This is a genomic window from Bartonella sp. LJL80 (genome assembly GCF_054871565.1).
In genome coordinates this window covers 575346-597662 of the sequence record NZ_JBTXLM010000001.1, presented here as the reverse complement: position 1 = coordinate 597662, position 22317 = coordinate 575346, and the positions used below count along the sequence as shown (strand labels likewise).

At 52.2% G+C, this 22317-nt stretch carries 19 protein-coding genes and 1 pseudogene; 11 read left to right on the top strand and 9 right to left on the bottom strand.

The genetic code is table 11. The annotated features are described in order from the left end of the window. Positions 1 to 84 precede the first annotated feature (84 nt). Both ACYSNS_RS02685 and ACYSNS_RS02680 read left to right on the top strand, forming a co-directional pair. On the top strand, positions 85 to 1074 hold the full coding sequence (locus ACYSNS_RS02685; RefSeq protein WP_461721890.1) for an aldo/keto reductase: 990 nt from the start codon (positions 85 to 87) through the stop codon (positions 1072 to 1074). 137 nt (positions 1075 to 1211) lie between these two features. Next, positions 1212 to 1589 carry a DUF4260 domain-containing protein gene (locus tag ACYSNS_RS02680; RefSeq protein WP_461721575.1) on the top strand — a complete coding sequence of 126 codons (378 nt, stop codon included), beginning with the start codon at positions 1212 to 1214 and terminating at the stop codon, positions 1587 to 1589. An 11-nt stretch (positions 1590 to 1600) separates the two neighbouring features. Here the strand turns inward: ACYSNS_RS02680 and ACYSNS_RS02675 are convergent, their stop codons facing one another. Beyond that, complete coding sequence (locus tag ACYSNS_RS02675) at positions 1601 to 3019, bottom strand: helix-turn-helix domain-containing protein (RefSeq protein WP_461721574.1); 1419 nt, start codon at positions 3017 to 3019, stop codon at positions 1601 to 1603. A 274-nt stretch (positions 3020 to 3293) separates the two neighbouring features. Here ACYSNS_RS02675 and ACYSNS_RS02670 point away from each other — a divergent pair, with 274 nt between their 5' ends. Genes ACYSNS_RS02670 through mce form a run of 4 tightly spaced genes read left to right on the top strand, consistent with a single transcriptional unit; the run spans position 3294 to position 9417 of the window. Beyond that, a complete protein-coding gene (locus tag ACYSNS_RS02670; RefSeq protein ID WP_461721573.1) occupies positions 3294 to 4826 on the top strand; it encodes an acyl-CoA carboxylase subunit beta in 1533 nt (510 codons plus the stop codon). Positions 4827 to 4836: 10 nt separating this feature from the next. Then, positions 4837 to 6843: an acetyl-CoA carboxylase biotin carboxylase subunit gene (locus ACYSNS_RS02665; RefSeq protein WP_461721572.1), complete on the top strand. Its 2007-nt coding sequence runs from the start codon at positions 4837 to 4839 to the stop codon at positions 6841 to 6843. Further along, positions 6843 to 8984, top strand: coding sequence for a methylmalonyl-CoA mutase (scpA, locus tag ACYSNS_RS02660; RefSeq protein WP_461721571.1), 2142 nt, complete (start codon positions 6843 to 6845; stop codon positions 8982 to 8984). Before ACYSNS_RS02665 ends, scpA begins: the two co-directional genes overlap by 1 nt. 25 nt (positions 8985 to 9009) lie before the next feature. After that, positions 9010 to 9417, top strand: coding sequence for a methylmalonyl-CoA epimerase (mce, locus tag ACYSNS_RS02655; protein WP_461721570.1), 408 nt, complete (start codon positions 9010 to 9012; stop codon positions 9415 to 9417). Positions 9418 to 9434: 17 nt separating this feature from the next. On the opposite strand, the gene ACYSNS_RS02650 is transcribed toward mce, so the two are convergent. The 8 genes from ACYSNS_RS02650 to rph form a co-directional block, all read right to left on the bottom strand. Continuing rightward, complete coding sequence (locus ACYSNS_RS02650) at positions 9435 to 9704, bottom strand: hypothetical protein (RefSeq protein ID WP_461721569.1); 270 nt, start codon at positions 9702 to 9704, stop codon at positions 9435 to 9437. 233 nt (positions 9705 to 9937) lie between these two features. Then, positions 9938 to 10693 (bottom strand): DeoR/GlpR family DNA-binding transcription regulator, encoded by a 756-nt coding sequence (locus ACYSNS_RS02645; RefSeq protein WP_461721568.1) that lies wholly within the window; start codon positions 10691 to 10693, stop codon positions 9938 to 9940. A gap of 228 nt (positions 10694 to 10921) precedes the next feature. Beyond that, positions 10922 to 11914, bottom strand: a complete 993-nt coding sequence (pdxA, locus tag ACYSNS_RS02640; RefSeq protein ID WP_461721567.1) for a 4-hydroxythreonine-4-phosphate dehydrogenase PdxA — start codon at positions 11912 to 11914, stop codon at positions 10922 to 10924. Then, complete coding sequence (locus ACYSNS_RS02635; RefSeq protein ID WP_461721566.1) at positions 11914 to 13170, bottom strand: four-carbon acid sugar kinase family protein; 1257 nt, start codon at positions 13168 to 13170, stop codon at positions 11914 to 11916. Before ACYSNS_RS02635 ends, pdxA begins: the two co-directional genes overlap by 1 nt. A gap of 14 nt (positions 13171 to 13184) precedes the next feature. Further along, a complete protein-coding gene (locus tag ACYSNS_RS02630) occupies positions 13185 to 14171 on the bottom strand; it encodes a 2-keto-3-deoxygluconate permease (RefSeq protein ID WP_461721565.1) in 987 nt (328 codons plus the stop codon). 643 nt (positions 14172 to 14814) lie between these two features. Then, positions 14815 to 15978, bottom strand: a complete 1164-nt coding sequence (gene hemW, locus ACYSNS_RS02625) for a radical SAM family heme chaperone HemW (RefSeq protein WP_461721564.1) — start codon at positions 15976 to 15978, stop codon at positions 14815 to 14817. 247 nt (positions 15979 to 16225) lie between these two features. Next, entirely contained in the window at positions 16226 to 16870 is a 645-nt protein-coding gene (locus ACYSNS_RS02620; RefSeq protein WP_461721563.1) for a non-canonical purine NTP pyrophosphatase, read from the bottom strand. 12 nt (positions 16871 to 16882) lie between these two features. Then, positions 16883 to 17602 (bottom strand): ribonuclease PH, encoded by a 720-nt coding sequence (rph, locus tag ACYSNS_RS02615; protein ID WP_461721562.1) that lies wholly within the window; start codon positions 17600 to 17602, stop codon positions 16883 to 16885. 107 nt (positions 17603 to 17709) lie between these two features. Here rph and hrcA point away from each other — a divergent pair, with 107 nt between their 5' ends. The 5 genes and pseudogenes from hrcA to ACYSNS_RS02590 all read left to right on the top strand — a co-directional run. After that, a complete protein-coding gene (gene hrcA / locus ACYSNS_RS02610; protein ID WP_461721561.1) occupies positions 17710 to 18780 on the top strand; it encodes a heat-inducible transcriptional repressor HrcA in 1071 nt (356 codons plus the stop codon). Positions 18781 to 18808: 28 nt separating this feature from the next. Next, positions 18809 to 19951, top strand: a complete 1143-nt coding sequence (locus ACYSNS_RS02605) for an ABC transporter substrate-binding protein (protein ID WP_461721560.1) — start codon at positions 18809 to 18811, stop codon at positions 19949 to 19951. A 20-nt stretch (positions 19952 to 19971) separates the two neighbouring features. Continuing rightward, positions 19972 to 20820 (top strand): ABC transporter ATP-binding protein, encoded by an 849-nt coding sequence (locus tag ACYSNS_RS02600; protein ID WP_461721559.1) that lies wholly within the window; start codon positions 19972 to 19974, stop codon positions 20818 to 20820. A gap of 172 nt (positions 20821 to 20992) precedes the next feature. Further along, a complete protein-coding gene (locus ACYSNS_RS02595; protein ID WP_461721558.1) occupies positions 20993 to 21760 on the top strand; it encodes an ABC transporter permease in 768 nt (255 codons plus the stop codon). Between the two features lie 172 nt (positions 21761 to 21932). Then, a pseudogene (locus ACYSNS_RS02590) lies at positions 21933 to 22058 on the top strand (transposase); the annotation flags it as partial. Positions 22059 to 22317 lie beyond the last annotated feature (259 nt).

Sequence of the window (22317 nt, the reverse complement as noted above, 5' to 3'; positions counted from 1 at the left end):
ATTTTAGAACAAATATATCCAATTAAACACGATAAACAAGGGCTGCCCTTTGTTGTATGCTAGCGCCAGATTCGGAGATAGATGATGCAAAAAAGAACACTTGGTGAATTGACAGTTTCAGCCCTCGGGCTTGGTTGCATGGGTTTTTCCCACGCTTACGGCGGACAGGAAGAAACGGCCTCGATCAAAACTTTGCAGCGCGCGGTAGAACTCGGCGTCACGCTTTTTGATACTGCTGAAATGTACGGCCCTTTCGTCAACGAAATTCTCGTCGGCAGGGCGTTGAAGCCCTATCGCGACCAAGTAACAATTGCGACGAAATTCGGCTTTAAACTGGTGCAACAGGCCGATGGCAGTTTCAAAGCCGATGGCGTGGATAGCCGACCAGAGCATGTGCGTGATGTGGCAGAAGCCTCATTGAAGCGTTTGGGCATTGAGGTAATTGATCTTCTCTACCAACATCGTGTGGATCCCGATGTCCCGATCGAAGAGACGGTGGGCGCCATGGCTGACCTTGTTCAAGAGGGAAAAGTGCGCGCACTCGGCCTTTCCGAAGCAAGTAGCGCCACCATACGGCGTGCCCATAAAATCCATCCGATCAGCGCCGTACAAAGCGAATATTCGCTTTGGAGCCGCGAACCAGAAAATGATGTTTTAGCCACGTGCAAAGCTTTGTCGATCGGCTTTGTCCCATTCAGTCCGTTAGGGCGTGGCTTCTTTTCAAGCCAGTTCAAGCTTTCCGAGCTGGCAGAAAACGATATGCGCCGCAACCTGCCGCGCTTCCAGGAAGCGGCATTGGAAAAAAACCGCCAATTGCTTCTCGATCTTGAAAGAATGGCAGGACCAAAAAATGCCACGGTTGCGCAATTGGCGCTGGCATGGGTTCTGCATCAAGGAGATTTTATTGTTCCGATACCCGGAGCACGCACCATTCCACATTTGCAAGAAAATGTTGCCGCGGCAAACATTGTTCTGACGGATGAAGAATGTGAAACACTGGCTGCGATGGTAACACCGGACAAAGTAACGGGCGAACGTTACAGTGACGACCAATTACAAATGGTCAACTTGTAAACCTTCGAAAATCCAATGCTTGGCATGAATGATATCGGGGCATGGTAGTGTTTTAACATTTGTCTGCTGCCCCGATTTTCTCTATAGACACTTTCCGCATAGATATGCGTGTCTCTTACAAGCTTTAGGCGGACATCATGTTGATTTTTTCAAAACCGGCAGTACTTCTCAGGATAGAAGCACTGTGTGCGCTTGTGATTATCCTTTTGATCTATTGGAACTGCCAAGCGTCCTGGCTGCTGTTTGCCATTTTGTTTTTCGTGCCGGATGTCAGCATTTTCGGCTATCTGGCTTCGGTTCGCACCGGAACCATTCTATACAATATTTTCCACACCAGCAGCTTTGCCGCGATTTTGGCGCTTTTGGGTTGGTTTGCAAACAATGAAACCTGCCTGAGCATCGGCCTGATTTGGGCTGCTCACATTGCTTTTGACCGCATGCTCGGGTTCGGTCTGAAATTGCCGGACGGTTTCAATCATACGCATTTAGGCATGATGGGGAAAAAGCAAAGCTGACGCGCAGAGGTTTAACCAATCTGCTCCAACGTATAGGGCACGACATCGCGCAGATTATGATTGACTGTCAGGCGGTGCTTGAGCGGCGGAACAGCGCGGCTTGGGCAACGGGTGCGTGGACAAATGCGGCAGGAAATGCCGATGGCTTCATAGGCAGCGCGATTGGCAAGGTCGAGATCATCGGAATAGACGAAGCTTGACGCATTGGAAATTTCACAACCGAAGGCCAGTGCGAAGTGCGGATGGGCACTGCGATAACCGCCATTGCCCTTGACGACCTGAACGGCAAGGCACAAATAGCGCACACCGTCAGGTGTTTCGGCAAGCTGGCGGATGATGCGGCCGGGCGATTCAAATGCCTGATGGGCATTCCATACCGGACAGGCAGAACCGAAGCGGGCAAATTGAAGTTTTGCTGCACTATGGCGTTTGGTAATATTGCCGGCACGGTCAACGCGGGCAAAAAATATCGGCACACCTTTCATACCCGGCCGTTGTAACGTCGACAGGCGATGGCAGACCTGTTCCAGCGACACACCAAAGCGCGCTGCAAGCAGCTCGATATCGTGCCGCAGCAATTCAGCCGTGCGTAAAAACGGCTTATAAGGCAGAACCAGCGCACCGGCGAAATAGTTATGCAGCCCGATCCGGCATATCTCATTGGCCTCGCTTGATTTGAAACCGGCCTTTTCGATAATTTCGTCACAAAGATCATCGGCCTCAAATTGCGCCAATTGCACCGCAAGCTGAAAGGTGCGCTTTTGCGGTGTTGCATAAGGGTTTAAAGTCAATGTCCGGCTTGCACTGTCATATTGGCGCACCATACCGTCATCGGCGCTGCCCCAACGCACAAGTACCTGATATCGCTCTTCCAATGTGCGAATAAGCGCTGCATGGTTGTCACTTTCGCCGATACCGATGCTCGCAGCCAATATTTCCGCAGATTGATCCAGCGTATCGATGTAATTATCGACGAAGTGGAAAAAATCGCGCACCTCCTCATAAGGCAAGATTTCCGACATGCCGCTGGCTTGCAAACGGACGTCGGTACTGGCCAATTGCTCCGAAGCCAGCCGGTAGGCCTGATGACACGATATCAGCGCGCGGGCCAGACCGGGGGCATTTTGCGTGATCAAACGCAATTCCTGAACGCCGGCGCGGTTATTTTCAAAGAGCGGGTCGGCCAAGGTTTCGCTTAGGGCGGAAAGCAGCCGGTCGTCTTCCCCGGAAGACAGGGTGGAAATGTTGATATGAAATTTTTCTGCCAAGGAAAGAAGAACCGCAGCGGAAACGGGACGCTGATTGTTTTCAATCTGGTTGAGATAGGACGTGGATATGCCGATACGTTCAGCAAATTGCGCTTGGGTAAGATTGTTATCCTCACGCAGTTTGCGCACTTTGCGCCCGATATAGAGTTTTCCGATAGCCATGATTTTCGCAATTTTGCAATTTACAATTTGCATTTTTATAACTTATGCATTCGCACGCGATCAAGCTTTATTATTGCAAACAATCTGATAGGTTCATTTTCGGGAGAAGAAAGGTTCAGCCTTTCACTGAAGGAACACACGCGGGAGGTGGGGAAAAGGGCTGCGTCTTTGAAAACGCGCCCTTTTCTTTTTGTCCCGCTATCTGCTGAAATTTTTGAAGTGCCGCCATCATAGGCTGGCAGGAAATCGGTTTGCACAAACCGACGGAGAAATCATGCGCGCTATATTGCAACAATTGGAAGAACTGCGTGACAATGCCAAAGCGGGCGGTGGCGAAAAACGTATTTTGGCCCAGCATGGCAAGGGTAAGTTGACGGCACGCGAAAGGCTTGACGTGCTGCTTGATCCCGGTTCGTTTGAAGAATATGACATGTTTGTCAGCCATCGCTGCACCGACTTTGGCATGGAAAAGCAGAAATTTGCCGGTGATGGCGTGGTGACCGGTTGGGGCACGATTAACGGCCGGCAAGTCTATGTCTTCTCGCAGGACTTCACCGTGCTTGGCGGCTCGCTGTCGGAAACCCATGCGCAAAAAATTTGCAAAATCATGGATGTGGCTGCACGCAACGGTGCTCCGGTTATCGGCCTTAACGATTCAGGTGGCGCCCGTATTCAGGAAGGTGTGGCTTCGCTTGCCGGTTATGCAGAAGTATTCCGCCGCAATGTCGATGTGTCGGGCGTCGTTCCGCAGATTTCCGTCATTATGGGGCCATGCGCCGGCGGTGCTGTCTACTCTCCCGCCATGACCGACTTTATCTTCATGGTGCGTGATTCATCCTATATGTTTGTGACCGGCCCTGATGTGGTCAAAACCGTGACCAATGAAATTGTTACCGCGGAAGAATTGGGCGGTGCACGCACCCACACGCAAAAATCATCGGTGGCGGACGGCGCATTTGAAAATGATATCGAAGCCTTGGAGAATATCCGCCTGCTTTTTGATTATCTACCGCTTAACAGCCGTGAAAATCCGCCTGTGCGGCCTTTCCATGATGACCCGCTGCGGCTGGATATGAAGCTTGATACACTCATACCCGATTCATCCACCACGCCCTATGATATGAAAGAGCTGATTTTAACGATTGCCGACGAAGGCAGCTTTTTTGAAGTCAAAGCCGATTTTGCCAAAAATCTCATCACCGGTTTTATCCGTATGGAAGGTCGAACCATTGGCGTGGTTGCCAATCAGCCTATGGTGCTGGCCGGTTGTCTCGATATCGACACCGCACGAAAGGGCGCGCGTTTTGTGCGCTTTTGCGATGCTTTCAATATTCCGATCCTGACGCTTGTCGATGTACCGGGATTTCTGCCCGGTACGGCACAGGAATATAATGGTGTGATCATCCATGGTTCCAAATTGCTGTTTGCCTATGCGCAAGCCACGGTGCCTATGGTGACGGTCATCACCCGCAAGGCTTATGGCGGGGCCTATGATGTGATGGCGTCCAAACATATTGGTGCCGACGTCAACTATGCCTGGCCAACGGCCGAAATTGCCGTCATGGGCGCCAAGGGCGCAACGGAAATTCTCTACCGTTCGGAGCTTGACGATAGCCAAAAAATTGCCGCCCGCACAGCCGAATATGAAAGCCGGTTTGCCAACCCGTTTGTTGCGGCTGAACGCGGCTTCATCGACGAGGTGATTATGCCGCATTCCACCCGAAAACGCGTAGCGCGCGCCTTTGCTGCGCTGCGCAACAAAAAGGTGGAAAGCCGTCCACGCAAACATGACACTATTCCACTTTGAGGGCACCGAAATGATTAAAAAAATTCTGATTGCCAATCGTGGTGAAATTGCCTGCCGTGTCATCCGCACCGCCAAGCGTATGGGCATTGCAACCGTTGCTGTCTATTCCGACGCCGATGCCAATGCGCTTCATGTCCGTGAAGCGGATGAGGCTGTCCATATCGGCCCTGCGGCATCGGCACAATCCTATCTGGTGATTGACAAAATTGTCGAGGCTGCCAAACAAACAGGGGCAGATGCTATCCATCCCGGTTATGGCTTCCTATCGGAAAACCCGCTATTTGCCGAAAGGCTGGATAAAGAAGGTCTCATCCTTATCGGCCCGCCCGCACAAGCCATGCGCGCCATGGGCGACAAGATCACGTCGAAAAAACTGGCTGCTGAGGCCGGCGTTTCGACGGTGCCCGGCCATATGGGCCTGATTGAAAATGCCGACGAGGCGGTTACCATTGCGGGCGCAATCGGCTATCCGGTGATGATTAAAGCTTCCGCCGGTGGTGGCGGCAAAGGCATGCGCATTGCATGGAATGACGAAGAAGCGCGCGAAGGTTTTCAGGCATCCAAAAATGAAGCGAAATCGTCCTTCGGTGATGACCGCATTTTTATAGAAAAATTCGTTACCGAACCACGCCATATCGAAATACAGATCATGGGCGACAAGCATGGCGACATCATCTACCTTGGAGAGCGCGAATGCTCGATCCAGCGCCGCAACCAGAAAGTGATCGAGGAGGCACCATCGCCCTTCCTCGATGCGCAAACGCGCAAAGCCATGGGTGCGCAGGCGGTCGCGCTTGCCCGCGCCGTTGGTTACACATCAGCCGGCACGGTGGAATTTATCGTCGATGGCAACCGCAATTTCTATTTTCTGGAGATGAATACCCGCTTGCAGGTGGAACATCCGGTAACGGAAATGATCACCGGCCTTGATCTGGTGGAGTTGATGATCCGTGTTGCCGACGGCGAGGCTTTGCCGCTTGCGCAAGACGATGTGAAGCTGGATGGCTGGGCCATGGAATGCCGGCTTTATGCCGAAGACCCGTTTCGCAACTTTTTACCCTCGACCGGCAGGCTTACGCGTTATAACCCGCCTTTAAGCCTCGACCGGCTGGATGGCGCGAAAGTGCGCAATGATACCGGTGTGTATGAAGGTGGTGAGATATCAATCTATTATGATCCGATGATTTCAAAACTGGTGACATGGGGCAAAGACCGCCTCACCGCCATCGACGCCATGCGCGATGCGCTGGATGGTTTCGAGGTTGAAGGGATTGGCCACAACCTGCCTTTCCTTTCAGCTGTCATGCGGCAAAAAAGGTTTCAGGATGGCAAACTCACCACCGCCTATATTGCAGAAGAATTTCCCGATGGTTTCCATGGTGTCACACCTGAACCGGAAGAGGCGCGCGCGCTTGCCGCCATTGCCGCTTTTATCAACCATCAATTGCAACACCGCGCCACGATGATTTCCGGCACGCTGGATAATCACCGCCGCATCGTTGGCGATGAATGGGTCGTTACCTTTGCCGATGAGCGCTTTCAGCTGGTGCTCAAAACCGCTACGGGCGGCAGCGAGGTTGAGTTTGCCGATGGCACGGTGATGTCGCTTGAAAGTAAATGGTTGCCGGGCATGACCATGGCGCGTTTTTGCGTTTCAACAACGTCAATCATGCAAGTGAAGATCGATATTTCGGGTACGGCCATCCGGTTGCGTTGCGGCGGAATGGATGTGGTCGCGCATGTGCGCGAGCCACGCGTGGCAGAATTGGCGCAATTCATGCCGATAAAATTGCCGCCTGATACATCGAAACTTTTATTATGCCCGATGCCCGGTGTCATCACATCGCTTTTGGTGGCTGAAGGCGAAGCCGTCGAAGCGGGACAACCCTTGGCGATTGTTGAAGCAATGAAAATGGAAAACATGTTGCGGGCGGAAAAGAAAAGCATTGTCAGCGCCATTGCGGTTGAAGTGGGCGCAAGCCTTGCCGTTGACCAGATCATCATGGAGTTTGCTTGATGACCCAAAAAGCCACACTGGATGAATGGAAGTCATTGGCAGAAAAAGAGTTGAAGGCAGCGCCCGAAAACCTGATCTGGCATACGCCGGAAGGCATTGATATCAAGCCTGTCTATACCAAGGATGATCTGCAAAACATTGACAGTTTGGACACCTTGCCGGGGATCGACCCGTTTTTGCGCGGGCCGCGTGCCACCATGTATACGGGACGGCCTTGGACAATCCGTCAATATGCCGGTTTTTCAACAGCGGAAGAATCCAATGCCTTTTATAAAAAAGGTTTGGCGGCGGGGCAAAAAGGCCTTTCTGTGGCATTTGATCTGGCCACCCATCGCGGCTACGATTCCGACCATCCGCGGGTGGTCGGCGATGTCGGCAAAGCCGGTGTGGCCATCGATTCGGTCGAAGACATGAAGATTCTGTTTGAAGGCATCCCGCTTGGTGACATGTCGGTTTCCATGACCATGAATGGGGCGGTCATTCCCATTCTTGCGAATTTCATCGTGGCGGGCGAGGAACAGGGTGTGTCGCGGGCAGCCTTATCCGGCACCATTCAAAATGATATTCTAAAAGAATTCATGGTACGCAATACCTATATTTATCCCCCTGAAGCGTCTATGCGCATTATAGCCGATATTATTGAATATACGGCTGAGGAAATGCCGCGTTTCAACTCCATTTCCATTTCCGGCTATCATATGCAGGAAGCCGGTGCCACGCTGGTGCAGGAACTGGCTTTTACATTGGCAGACGGACGGGAATATGTGCGTGCCGCCTTGCAAAAGGGGCTGGATGTTGACCAGTTTGCCGGTCGCCTGTCATTCTTTTTTGCTATCGGTATGAACTTTTTCATGGAAGCGGCAAAGCTTCGCGCAGCGCGGCTTTTATGGTCGCGCATCATGCATGAATTTGCCCCTAAAAAAGCGTCGTCTTTGATGTTGCGCACCCATTGCCAGACATCGGGTGTCTCGTTGCAGGAGCAAGACCCCTATAACAATATTGTACGCACCGCCTATGAAGCCATGGCCGCAGTGCTGGGCGGCACGCAATCGCTTCACACAAATTCCTTCGACGAAGCGATTGCCCTGCCGACGGAGTTTTCCGCCCGCATTGCCCGCAATACCCAATTGATCCTGCAACATGAAACAGGCGTGACAAAGGTGGTGGATCCGCTGGCCGGTTCCTATTATGTTGAAAGCCTGACCGACGCGTTGGCAAGCAAAGCCTGGGCGCTGATTGAAAAAGTGGAAAGTCTGGGCGGCATGACAAAAGCTGTCCATGACGGGCTGCCCAAACGCCTGATTGAAGAAGCCGCAACCGCACGACAAGCGGCCGTAGACAAGGGTGAAGAAGTGATTGTCGGCGTCAATAAATACCGGCTTGAAAATGAAGACACGCTGGACATTCTTGAGATTGATAATTCCAAGGTACGTGCTGCCCAAATCGCCAGACTGGAGAAAATCCGCCGCAACCGCGACAGCAGCAAGGTTGCCGCCACATTGGAAACTTTGGAAAGCGTTGCAAGAAGCGGGAAGGGCAATCTTCTCACTGCAGCCGTCGAAGCGGCAAGGGCGCGTGCCACGGTTGGCGAAATATCCGATGCCATGCGCAAGGTATTCGGCGACCATTCGGCCACCCCGATTGTGGTAAAGGACATTTATGGCAAAGCCTATGGCAACGAGCCTGAATATCAGACGTTGCAAACCCGCATTGGCGAGATCACCGCCGCTATGAAGACAAAACCGCGCATTATGGTGGCCAAGCTTGGGCAGGATGGCCATGACCGCGGCGCAAAAATCATTGCTTCAGCCTTTGGTGATATGGGCTTTGATGTGATTGCCGGACCGCTTTTTCAAACTCCAGATGAGGCTGCCGATATGGCCATTGCCAAAAACGTGCAACTCATTGGCGTTTCATCACTGGCGGCAGGCCATAAGACGCTGTTGCCGCAACTGGTGGCAGCTTTGAAACAACGCGGTGCCGACGATATTATCGTGGTCTGCGGTGGCGTGGTGCCACGGCAGGACTATGCTTTTTTGCAAGACCATGGCGTCGCGGCCGTCTTCGGCCCGGGCACCAATGTCGTGGAAGCAGCATCGCGTATTCTGGATCTTCTACAAGGGAAATTGCGCAATATTTGATCGTTCAACATCTCAAGGGTTTTTCATGTCCCATTTTGGCCGTCTCAACCATGTCGCCATTGCTGTGCCTGATCTTTGCAAAGCGGCTCGGCGTTATCAAATGATGGGTGGTACTGTTTCCGCCGTTCAGGATCTGCCGGACCATGGTGTCAGTGTGGTGTTTGTCGAACTGCCCAATACCAAGATCGAATTGTTGCACCCCTTTGGCGACCAATCCCCCATCGCGGCCTTTCTGGCAAAAAATCCTACCGGTGGTATCCATCATCTTTGCTTCGAGGTTGATGATATTATGAAAGCACGCGATAGGCTGGCGGCCGATGGCGTGCGTATCTTGGGTGATAGCACACCGAAGATCGGTGCCCATGGCAAGCCGGTTCTGTTTCTGCACCCCAAGGATTTTGACGGAACCCTGATCGAGATTGAAGAAATCTGAACCTGTGAACCTGTCGATTAAGGCATCAAGACACGCCAGCGATCGAGACGGCTATCGGGTTGATCGGGATTTTTGAAATTTGAGCGGATTTTATAAACCGTGAATATATCACGTTGATGCTCGACGGCAATTTGCGCCGCCTTATCCGTTACATCTTTATCCGGCTTTTCGCCCGCAATTGCCGGTGCATTGAAGTCGGCGGTCTGCTGATGCGCACTCAAGCGCGGTGTTTCAGCACATGACGCAAGCAAAAAACAGGCCGATAATGCGAAAAATAACCTTGCCATCAATCCATCTCCCATAACGTCTCATTTTACTGAACGCAGGTTCCTGTGGAATTGAAATCCACCTACCCTCCGTCGATCCCGTCAGGCACAAAGTATAACGGTCTCACTCAAAAAAGGCGACGGGCCCAAGGCTTACATTCCAAATAAAGCGTCATCCACCATTGTTTGTGAGATCGAGCGATCGTCAAAACGTCCGGGATCAATAGCCATGACCATTGTAACACTTGCCAGGGTCAGTCAGCGCGGAATACTTTTGCACCTTGCGCCTCGAAAGCCGCTTTATCGCAATCGCTCATATCGCTGTCGCTGATCAGCGTCCAATGTTGGGGAAGCTTTGCCCAGGCATGTTGCTCGGCACGATTGATCTTGCGTGAATCGGCTAGGACAATGGTTTCCCCTGCCCGCATAATCATGGCGCGCTTCAAGACTGTCTGTTCAAGGCTTGCTTCACAAAGCCCCTTGCCTGCCACAACACCATCTGCACTGGTAAACAGCAGATCGGCAGTCATATGTTCAAGATTTTCCAGCGCCAGCGAGCCGAATATCCCCATGCTGGTATTACGGCATTTCCCACCCAGAATGATCAGCTCCAGATCAGGCGCGCCATCCAGAATGGGAATGAGCATCAGATTATTTGTAATGATGCGCAGCTTGCGCCCAACCAGCATCCGGCCCAAGGCACAAACGGTAGAACCGGCATCAAGCATGATGGTGTCACCGTCCTGGATCAAATCGCAGGCAAGGCGGGCAATGGCACGCTTTTTCTCACCATTGCGTTCCATACGCTCCATGAACGACATTTCCGGCACTGCGTGGTTCAGAACGGCGCCGCCATACGTCCGCTGCACATGGCCGTTTTTTGCAAGATATTGCAGATCACGCCGGATCGTCGAAGCAGAAACGGCAAAGCGTTCGGCCAATTGCTCAACATTGACGGCGCCCATAGCCAGATCGTTGACCAAAAGCGCCCGACGTTCCTTGCTGTTCATCAAAACTCTTCCCTATGTCAAAAGAGCGTCCCGGGCTTATGCGGGGGGTGACCCGGAACGCTCTTTGCTTTGTTCTGCCGTGTTCGACTGGTGTAACCCAATATACCATATCAAAACACAATCAAAGTGTTGGCGAAAAAGATCGCCGTGGACATTGATTTAAGCCCCTGTGATCAAGCAGCTGCCCAAAGCAGAAACCCAACAGAACAAGGCAATTGGAAAGGTCGGCTATGTTCTAGGTGCCAAATCTGCGGCCTGGCGTAGTGCCTCCACCAGACTGCGTTCGTCGGCAATGCCTTTACCGGCAATATCAAAGGCTGTTCCATGATCGACAGATGTGCGGATCACCGGCAGACCGACGGTGATGTTTACACCATCTTCCAAGCCCAATACCTTGACGGGAATATGCCCCTGATCGTGATACATGGCCACCACCATGTCATAATCGCCACGACCGGCAAGATAGAATAATGTATCACCGGGAAGCGGGCCAACCACATTCCAGCCTTTTGCCTGACAGGCTTTGACAGCAGGAACGATTTTGGCATCTTCTTCGCCATAGCCGAACAGGCCATTTTCACCGGCATGGGGATTGATGGCACAAACGGCGATCTTGGGGTTTTCCATGCCACGCTTGACCAGCACATCATGACCGCGCGTAATGACGCGCTCTACCAAACCCGGCTCGATCTTGGCCACGGCATCAATCAGGCCGATATGGGTTGTGACGTGGATCACGCGCAATTTCGGCGAAACCAGCATCATGGATACTTCCGGCGTATTGGTCAGATGGGCCAAAAGCTCGGTATGACCGGGAAATTTATGCCCTGCCGCATGAAGCGCTTCCTTGCTGATGGGCGCTGTGCAAATGGCCTGCGCCTTGCCTGCAGAAACAATTTCAGCTGCTTTTTTAATGTATTGATAGGCCGCTTCACCCGAAAGCTCCGACACCGCGCCAAAAGGATGATCGGCAGGAACGAGCTTTAGATCAACACAGTCGACAACGCCGGCTTCAGGCGTGATCATGTCGATATCGTCCACCCCATTGACCCGTAATGTCGAATGGACAATTTCACCGGCTTTGCGCAAGCGTTCGGCATCGCCAATGACCACCGGCTGGCACATCTTATAGACTTCCGGATTGGCAAGCGCTTTCATAATCACTTCCGGCCCGATACCTGACGGATCACCCATGGTGATGACGATTTTCGGTACACGCATTAAAGTTTTCCTTCTTTTCTAATCTCGGTCAGCCGGTCAAAAATACGCACCAGACTATTTTCATCGCCAAATGCACCGGCTTTGGTTGCGACCGGAATTTCCACACTGCCACGGGTCAACCCCAAGGAAACACCGGCTTCTATTTCATCGCGCAGGCAAATGCCGTTAATGCCGAAGGCATCCATTAAAACACTGGCGGTTTCACCACCGGTTGCCGCAAAACCCGCAAGGTGGGGTGCTGCCAATTGCAAGGCATGAGCAAGATTTTGCGCAAGCTTCGGCCCCAACGACATATCAAGCTCTTTGCCCATCGCCATTTCTATCAGCACATCACCGCCGTTCTTCAAGGCTTGCACGATATCGCCAGCCATGGCGTCAAGCTCTGCTCCACCTGCCAGCAAGATTTCAGGAATAACCAGAAAATGCTCGACATCGCGTGTTGCAACCAATTCACGGGCCGATGAGCGTGAGGCGTAAGCGAGAGAACCCACCACAATCATGATGCCGCCACGGTCTTTGACCGCAGTTGCATCTGACTTCGGCTTTGAGGGACAATTGGCTGCAAAGGCATGTGCCAAGCCGGCACTGCCAATAAAGAAACGCGATGGATCGACTTTGGTATACAGCCGCGCAATGGCCTGAAGATCTTCTTCGGTTTGTGCGTCAAAAACCAGAACCGCTGCATCCGAACGGCTTTCCAGATCCGCCACATAGCTTGCAAGCTTGTCGTGCGGCTGCCTGATCTCTTCCAACCCGACAACAAAACAGTCCACACCGGCAAATTCTTCTACGATGCGTTTAAGATCGGATGTCGGATAGGTATGGTCGCGTTGCCAAAGCTCCGTTTGTTCCAATTCAACATGATTGACAAAAATCTTGCCATCCCGCGTGACACGGCCTGTTGCAGGAAAAGCCGGTGCAAAAACGCCGATACCGCGTCCGGTTTGCTGCTTTAGAAACGCAATTGTTGCGGCAATGTCTGCAGCCGGTTGACCGCGCAAGGTGGAGTCGATCTTACGAAACAAATATGCCTCGCCGGACCACAGATTTTGCATCAACCGGCTTTGCAGTTGTGCACTTTCTTCGGCCTCAAGCTCGCGGCTGTCAGCATTATAGGAGAATATTTGCGTACGGTCCGACATGGCCGGATAGGCATCACCCCACCCCACGGTTGCCTCTGGCCCATGACGGCCAAAGGCAATGGCACAATCTGCGGCACCGGTCAGGTCGTCTGCTATGATCAACCAATTTCTCATGACCGCACCGCCCCTTAAACCAAGCCGGTTTCTTCGTCAGGCTCTGATTCCGGCTGTCCGAATTTCTTGGCTGTCCAAGCCGTCAAAAACGGCACCAGAATAGTGGTGACAACAACACATGCCGCGACAAGCATGGTGGCATGAACCGCCGCCTCGGCATAAGCCGGATTGGCAGCCGCAACAATGGCCGGTACGGCCGCCGCATTACCGGCGGTCGAGGCCGCAGCCACACCGGCAACGCCCGTACCACCGGTTAACCGGTCGGCAAAGAACAAAGGAATACCGGTAATAATGACAACGCCCACACCCATGGCAAGACCAAGGAGCCCTGCCTGCCAAACCTTTGACAGATCAAGAGAACCACCCAGAGCGAAAGCGAAGAACGGAATCATCACGCCGCTGGCTTTACCCAGAAACTCACGCATTTCCTTGTCGAGATTGCCTAAAATCATACCAATTGCCAATGGCAGGATACTGCCCACCAAAGCCTGCCACGGAAAAGCAGAAAGACCGGCAACGCCTAAGGTAACCATGGTAAGGAATGGGCCGGATTCAAGGCACATGATTGTGTAGGCACCGACATCGCGCGGACGACCATATTGCCCCATCAACGCCATATAAAGACCGCCATTGGTATCATTCAATGCCGCAACCAGAGCCAAGGTGGAGATACCGGCAAAGATACCGGCAGTAACGGGCGATTCACCCAGAAAGCGGCCGGCGATGACACCGACAAGAATGGCCATCCCAACCTTGACGATAAATAATGTGCCGCCTTTTTTAACAATATAGGGTGCGGCCTTAAAATTAATGCTGGCACCCATGCAAACATAAAAGACCGCAAGTATGGGCAAAGAGCCGGTAAACAACGCACCGGTAAAAGAACCGAAATAGCTTGGTGCGGTGGGGAAAAATGTGGCAATTAGCGCGCCGATCAACAGGGGCACAACCATCATGCCGCCCGGTACTTTTTCAATCCCACGCTTAATCGGTATTTGCATATCAGTTCCTCCGGGAAAGGTTGCGCATGCCCCCAAACTTTTTGCGCAAACCAGCCAAATAATGGCCATTGTTTGCTCAATTTAGCCATAGAGTCAAATAAAATAATCAGAATACGCAATTTAATGCGCAATATACGCAAGTTATCGGCGGTATTGCTGCGCATTTCATGCATATTTACCGTCAAAACCTATGAGCTGTTATTGCTTCAGCTATGGTAAAACGCCGACATATCACGATGGAAAGTCATGTAAGCAATGAAATTATGCGCAAAAGCGCTCCCTCGTCCACATCCAACCAGGCACGCTGATTTTTACCTTCATGTACAGTGCGCAACAGGCTGAGGATCAAGACGCATTCTTCAAAAGGCATAGCACAACAAACAGCAAAGAGATGCGCGAAGGAAAGCGAAAGCCAAGTGGTATATCCGGGTGAGCTTTTCTAGCATGCAGATTGAAGCTGTTTTTGTGTCCCTTCGGGATATGGTCAATTTTGCTGATAATTTTATCGAAGCCCCTTGGAAATATTCATGTTTCCTGCCACCCTTCTCCTCGTTCTCAACAAAATTTCCTCATACCATTTTGTTCAAATGAATAGCTCCCGACCCTAGAGCGCCGGCTGGATAGCATCGGGTCGAAATGCGCTCTAACGCGCCAAAGCGGTAATGACGTGATCAAGCACAATGCGGCCGGAAGCTGTTGCCCGCAGCCTTGCATTGCCCACCGGCTCGATCAAGCCTTGTTGCTGCAACCGCGCAAGCGTTTGCCCATCCAGTGCATGACCGGCCAACGCCTCATAACGATGAAGATCCAAACCTTCGTAAAGTCTGAGACCCATTAGCAACATTTCGTCGGCTTGCTCATCCAGCGTCAGCTTTTCTTCTTCAACCACACCGTGGCCGCGGCTTTCAACCAGTTCAAGCCAGCGCTCGGGAAGTTTTTCCGTCATTGTTACAAGACGTGTTTGTTCGGCCCTATCGGCCTGATCGGGAATAAAACGGCCATGGGCACCGGGGCCAAAACCGGCATATTCATCATAGCGCCAATAAAGCAGATTATGCTGCGATTCTGCCCCCGGTACCGCATGATTGGAAATTTCATAGGCAGGCAGGCCGCGCGCCTTTGTAACCTGTTGCGTCAGATCATAGAGATCGGCAGCCACTTCCGGCTCGGGCAGGGTAAGTTTTCCGGCAGTATAGAGGCGATGGAAAGCGGTGCCCTCTTCAATCGTCAATTGGTAGAGAGAAAGATGGTCGGCGGCCAGATCAATGGCACGATGCAGCTCGCTTTGCCACGCTTCCAGCGTTTGGCCGGGGCGGGCATAAATCAGGTCGAATGACAGGCGGGGGAAAATCTCGCGCGCAAGGCCAATGGCAGAAAGCGCTTGAGCAACGTCATGCAAGCGCCCTAAACGTTTCAGCTCGGCGTCGTCCAATGCCTGTACACCCAGCGAAAGCCGGTTGACGCCCGCGGCGCGATAGCCGCGAAACCGCTCGGCCTCCACACTGGAAGGGTTGGCTTCCATGGTGATTTCAGCATCGGGCTTGATTGTCCAGTTCCGGTTAATGGCCTGTAAAACAGCATCAACCGTGCTGGGCTCCATCAAGGAGGGCGTACCACCGCCAAGAAAAATGCTGGACACCTGACGCGGGCCGGTGCGTTGACGCAAACTTGCCATTTCGCGGGCAAAACCGGCAACAAAGCGCTGCTGATCAACACCTTGCATCCGCACATGTGAATTAAAGTCGCAATACGGGCATTTGGCCGCGCAAAACGGCCAGTGCACATAAATGCCGAACGGTTTTTCCATTAAAGAAAATCTTCTTTTTGTTGGGGCATGGATTCACTCTAACTCTTTGTTTTATCGCATTGTCCGGATACAGAAGTCTTCAACTTGTGTTGGAAAGGCTCTAGAGCACGTTCGGTATTTGATGAACCAAATACGTGCTCTAGGTCTCCTTTTTGCAGCATTTTTTGTCCGATAGGAGTGGGATTAAGAAAACGATCCTGTGAATCATTTTCCCCACGGATGCGCTTCACACTTTTCGGAAAATGCTCTAGCCGGCCAAAAGGCTTTCTGCAAACAGTTTGAAGGCACGGGCACGGTGGGAAAGCGCGGTCGAATCACCCGGTTTCCAGCCATGCTTTTCTTGTGCATTCATTTGCCCAAAGGTTTTTTCATACCCTTGCGGCTGAAACATCGGGTCATAACCAAAACCGTCATCGCCGCGGGGTGGCCAGACCAGATCGCCTTCAATTTCGCCGCGGAAATATTCCGCATGCCCGTCGGGCCATGCCAGACAAAGGACGGAAACAAAACGCCCATGCCGTTTGGCTTTTTCTACAGCACCGATTTCCTGCAACCGATCTTCGACAAGCTGCATGGCTTTGGCGAAATCGCGACTGCCATCTGACTGAATGGCCCAGTCGGCGGTGTAAACACCGGGGGCGCGGTCAAGGGCATCGGCTTCCATACCGGAATCATCAGACAGTGCTGGCAGGCCGGTGGCCTTTGCAGCAGCAAAGGCCTTGATGTAGGCGTTTTCTTCAAATGTCGTGCCGGTTTCCTCAGGCTCAGGCAAACCCAGTTCACCGGCAGAGCTGGTTTCGAACCCGAAAGGGCCGATTAAGTCAGCAATTTCGCGCAGCTTGCCGGCATTGTGGGTTGCAACGACCAGCTTTTTTCCTTCAAGCTTTCTCATGATTTCAAACCTTCAAGCGCCCACCGCTTTTTTCTGCAAATCGACAAGTTCGCCGATGCCGGCCTTGGCAAGCGCCATCAAGGAAGCAAATTCTTCATCGCTGAAAGGCTCGCCCTCGGCTGTGCCTTGAATTTCAACAATGCCGCCTTTGCCGGTCATGACGAAATTGGCATCGGTTTCGGCATTGGAATCCTCGGCATAATCGAGATCAAGCACCGGTGTCCCTTCATAAATACCGCAGGAAACAGCTGCCACATGGTCTTTCAATACTTTGTCGCGCAGCACCATCTGGCGCGATTCCATCCATGAAAGGCAATCATAAAGGGCAATCCACGCACCGGTAATGGAGGCCGTACGGGTGCCGCCATCGGCCTGGATGACATCGCAGTCAATGGTGATCTGCATTTCGCCAAGCGCTTTCAAATCCACCACCGCACGCAATGAACGACTGATAAGGCGCTGGATTTCCATGGTGCGCCCGCCCTGTTTGCCCGATGATGCTTCACGGCGCATCCTGTCGCCGGTGGAACGCGGTAACATGCCATATTCGGCTGTCACCCAGCCTTTGCCGGAATTGCGCATCCAACCGGGAACACGTTCCTCGAGGCTGGCAGTGCACAGCACATGCGTATCCCCGAACTTGACCAGACAAGAACCCTCGGCATGTTTATTGACATTGCGCTCGAAAGAAACGGCCCGCATCTGGTTGGCGGCACGGTTGGATGGACGCATGGAATTTCCTTTCCTGATGATTTGCTTCCCAAATCTTTAGACCATTTGACCCAGCTTTGGCAAAACTTATATATAGACAGAAGAGTTTGTATGATTGATTGAAACCGATGAAGCGCACAACCATTCCGGATGAACTGAAAAGCCTTGACGAACGCTCGCGCGATATTTTCCGCCGCATTGTGGAAACCTATCTGAGTGACGGCGATCCTGTCGGCTCGCGCAATCTTTCCCGCCTGCTGCCGCAGACCCTTTCGCCCGCCACCATCCGCAATGTGATGAGCGATCTGGAACATCTGGGCCTTATCTATTCGCCGCATATTTCTGCCGGTCGTATGCCGACGCAGTCGGGATTACGGTTTTTTGTCGATGCTTTCATGGAAGTGGGCGACCTGCCGCCTGACGAGCGAAAAACCATTGAAGCACAGGTACAAGAGGCCGGACACGCTCAATCCGTGGAACAATTTCTTACCGAAGCAAGCCAGATCCTGTCTGGTCTATCACGCGGGGCGGGACTGGTTCTTGCCACCAAAAGTGAAGGCACACTGAAGCATATCGAATTTGTGCGGCTCGACCCGGACCGTGCACTGGCTGTCCTGGTGACGCAAAAGGGTGATGTGGAAAACCGCATTGTCGAATTGCCGAAAGGCGTCACCCACGCCCAGTTGAGTGAAGCAACAAACTATCTCAATGCGCATATTCAAGGCAGAACCCTGAGCGAGGCAAAAACCGAAATATCGCGCCTGCGGGAAGAAACAAAGGCGGCACTGGATGAGTTGTCGCAGCATCTTGTCGATGCGGGGCTGGCTATCTGGGGTGGCGGCGGCCTTGACCAGAAAACCCAGCTGATTGTGCGTGGCCGTGGCAACCTTCTGGAAGATGTCAGGGCAGCCGACGATCTGGAGCGCCTGCGCCATTTGTTCGACGATCTGGAAACGCGCGAAAGCATGGTTCAACTGCTTGACCTGGCAGAAGATGGTTCGGGTGTGCGGATCTTTATCGGTTCGGAAAACAAGTTATTTTCGCTTTCGGGGTCTTCGCTGGTGGTGGCGCCCTATCGCGATTCGGAACAACGTGTCATTGGTGCTTTGGGTGTTATCGGCCCGACAAGGCTCAATTACGCGCGTATTGTGCCCATGGTGGATTATACGGCGCAGCTTGTATCGCGTCTTTTGAAGTAACAATATCGGGAAAGCAGAAAGCCAAATCATGCGATTTTATGAAAAAGCATTATTGATAAAAAAAGCGCTTCTTGCTGCCGTGCTGCTGACAGGCGGACTGGCGGCCATTCTTCTTCCCGCCGGTGCCCAATCAAACGCAACGCCTGCCGACAATGGGCAGAACACCGATAAAGTGCCAACCCGCCTGACGCTGGCATTGGCGCGCAATACGCTGACAGCGGCGGAAGAAACCTTTACCTATGCCATTCCCAAACAGCTTGGTTATTTCTCTGCTGAAAATATTGAACCTTTAATTTTACAGACGGACGGTTCGACAGCGGCCTTGCAAGCGGTGGCCAGCGGCTCTGCCGACATTGCCTATGCATCTTCAGCCAATATTGCAGCGGCAATCGACAAGGGTGTGCCGCTCAAGGCTTTTGCCGGTATCACCATACGCTGGCCCTATTTCATCGGCGTGCCCAAAGGCTCGCTTATCCATAGCTTGGCCGACCTTAAGGGCAAACGCGTGGGCGTGATCAGCCTCGCATCGGCGTCCTATGCCGATTTGCGGGCCAATTTAAAACTGGCAGGTCTTACGGAAAGCGATGTCACCATTGTGCCCGTTGGTGCCGGTGCGCGTGCAGCGGCAGCACTCAATGCCGGTGATGTGGATGCCGTTGACAGCTATTCCGACAGCTTCACCGTTATGCAGCAAAACGGTATCGCGCTTGAAATGCTCCCCCGCCCGGCTGAAATGGACAAGCTTTTCAGTGTCACCATGGTGACGAGCGAGAAAATGCTGCGTCAAAATCCGCAACAACTGGCAGCTTTCGCCCGTGCCGCTTACAAGGGCATGATCTATACGAAGCTTTATCCAGACAGCGCGTTGAAACTTGCTTTTGCCGAATTTCCACAATTGGCCGGTGCCGATGACCCCGATGGACAACAAGCCCAAAACACGGCAGAAGCCATGGCGATCGCTTTGGCCGACTCCGTTCCTGCTGATAAGCCCGACCCCAAAACATGGGGGCAATGGTTGAACATTCCACCGCAGCGTTGGCAGGCGGTTCTTGCCTTTGCTTACGAAACAGGCTCTACGGAAAAACAGCTTCAGGTTGATGATGTGTGGGATAGCACGCTTATGCCTGCAATCTACGATTTCGACATCAACACGATTAAACCGGAAAACTGACCGATACCGATCAAAAACGCATGGCCGCTCAAAAGACCGGTTGGGTGCCTGCCAAACACAAAGCTTCAAGACTGGATATAATGCCGATGCCGCCTGCCACCGAGCCCCTTATCAAAATCAGGGGACTGCAAAAAAGCTATACCAGCAAAAAAGGCAATGACATTGTCGCCTTGCACGACGTGGAGCTTGATATTGCCGAAGGCGCCTTTATCGCTTTGGTCGGTCCTTCTGGATGTGGCAAAACCACATTGCTGAAAATTCTTGCCGGTCTGGTAACCGGTTTTCAAGGCGAGGTTTCGTTGAATGGCAGCAATGTTACCCGTCCATCGCCCGATGTCGGCTTTGTGTTTCAAGAGCCGACTTTGCTGCCCTGGCGCACGATCTTGCAAAACATCCTGCTGCCGGTGGAGCTGCTACATCTGGACAAAAACCATTATCGCCAGCGTGCCTTGGAGCTGATGGAAAAAGTCGGCTTGAAAGGTTTTGAAAACAAATATCCCAATGAGCTATCGGGCGGTATGCGCCAGCGCGCCGGCATCTGCCGCGCATTGATCCGCGATCCCAAAGTGCTCTTAATGGACGAGCCTTTCGGTGCGCTTGATGCCATGACAAGGGAATTTCTTAATGCCGAATTGCAGCAGATCTGGCTGGATAGCAAGAAAACCGTTCTGTTTGTTACCCATTCCATTCCGGAAGCGGTTTTTTTAGCCGATAAGGTAGTGGTGATGAGCCCACGCCCCGGCCATATTGAAGACATCATCGACGTGACATTGAAACGCCCGCGGGCGCTCGATACGCTTGCCCATGCCGATGCTGGCAAAATATTGGGGCATATCCGGCGGCATTTCAATAATTTCGGTATGAATTGAACGATGAACGTCGCATACCGCCCTAATAAAGTAGAGCTGTTTTTGATTGAAACATGGATTCACTCTAACACATTGTTTAATCGTATTTTCCGAACGAAAAAGTCATTCAACTTTTTCTGGAAATACTTTAGCAACGCAGCAAACCATTCTAGCAAGGTCGGGAAAGCCTGTCATGTTCAACAGTGAAAAAACACTTCAGGCACTGCTCGTTGTCATCGTTTTTATCGTGGTTGTCGGCTTGTGGGAAATCGGCGTGCGGCTGGGCGGCATTGCGCCCTATATCCTGCCGGCACCGGGAGCCATCTTCAACCAATTGGTCAAATTGCTGCAATCCTGGTTTTTTTGGGATAATCTGCGTGTAACCATGGCTGAAGTGCTGCTGGGCTACCTCTGCGGCATGGTACTGGCATTTGTGTTGGGTATCGCCATATCGCAGGTGCGGTTGTTCCAACTGGGCTTGATGCCCTATATCGTGGCGTTCCAGACCATTCCCACCGTTGCGCTGGCGCCTATTTTTCTCCAGTGGTTCGGCTATGGCATTGCCTCAAAAATTGTCATGGCGGCGCTCATCTCGTTTTTCCCCATGCTCATCAATGTCATTGCCGGTTTGCAATCGGCCGGGCGCGATGAAATCCAAATGCTCAAGGCGTTTGGCGCAACACCTCTTCAAATATTGGTGAAAGTAAAATTTCCAAATTCCCTGCCATTTGTCTTTGCCGGTTTAAGCCTTGGCATCATTTTTGCGCTTATAGGCGCCATCGTGGCTGAGTTTGTCGGCGCACAAAAGGGTCTGGGCAAAATGCTGCTGCAATTCAACGAGCAATTCAACATTGCCGGCATGTTCGCAATTCTGGTGATATTGGCCGTCATCGGCGTGTTGATGCACCTGATTGTCGGTTATGCCAAACGCCGAATCGTCTTCTGGCATGGCGGGCATTAAAAGCAAGCATTAGGGCGCGGCAACAATTCAACCCTTTTCAAATTTGCGTAAATCAAATTCAGTTCACCCAACACGGTAAGGATAACTGAATAGAGGATTGGATGGATATTGATGTATCGCGTGACGATCAATGGGTACCCCTTAAGTCTCAAATCGCCGGGGTAGCAAAGGTAAAGGCGGACCACGAAGTGATAATCGCCGCTTCATCAGCGCTTTGATCTGGTTTGCGCGTTCGGATGGTCGTTGGCAGAATATTCCGCAATGTTTTGGTTATGATCAGACAGTTAAACGCCTTTAATACCGGCGCATAGAAGCGGGCACTCTTGTTCACCTGCTGGCGGCTTTATGTGAGGAATGTGATCTTCGTTGGACAAGGATTGACAGCACAATCATTCGCGCCCATGCACAGGCTTTGGGAACGCGCCATAAAAAAGGGGCCTGGAGCTCAGGGCCTTGGTCGCTCCGAAGTCGGACTAACGAGCAAAACCCATGTTGCGTGTGACGCTTTGGGGCTTTTTGACTTGGGGTCTATGCTGCGTGTGGTGTTTTATCAAATT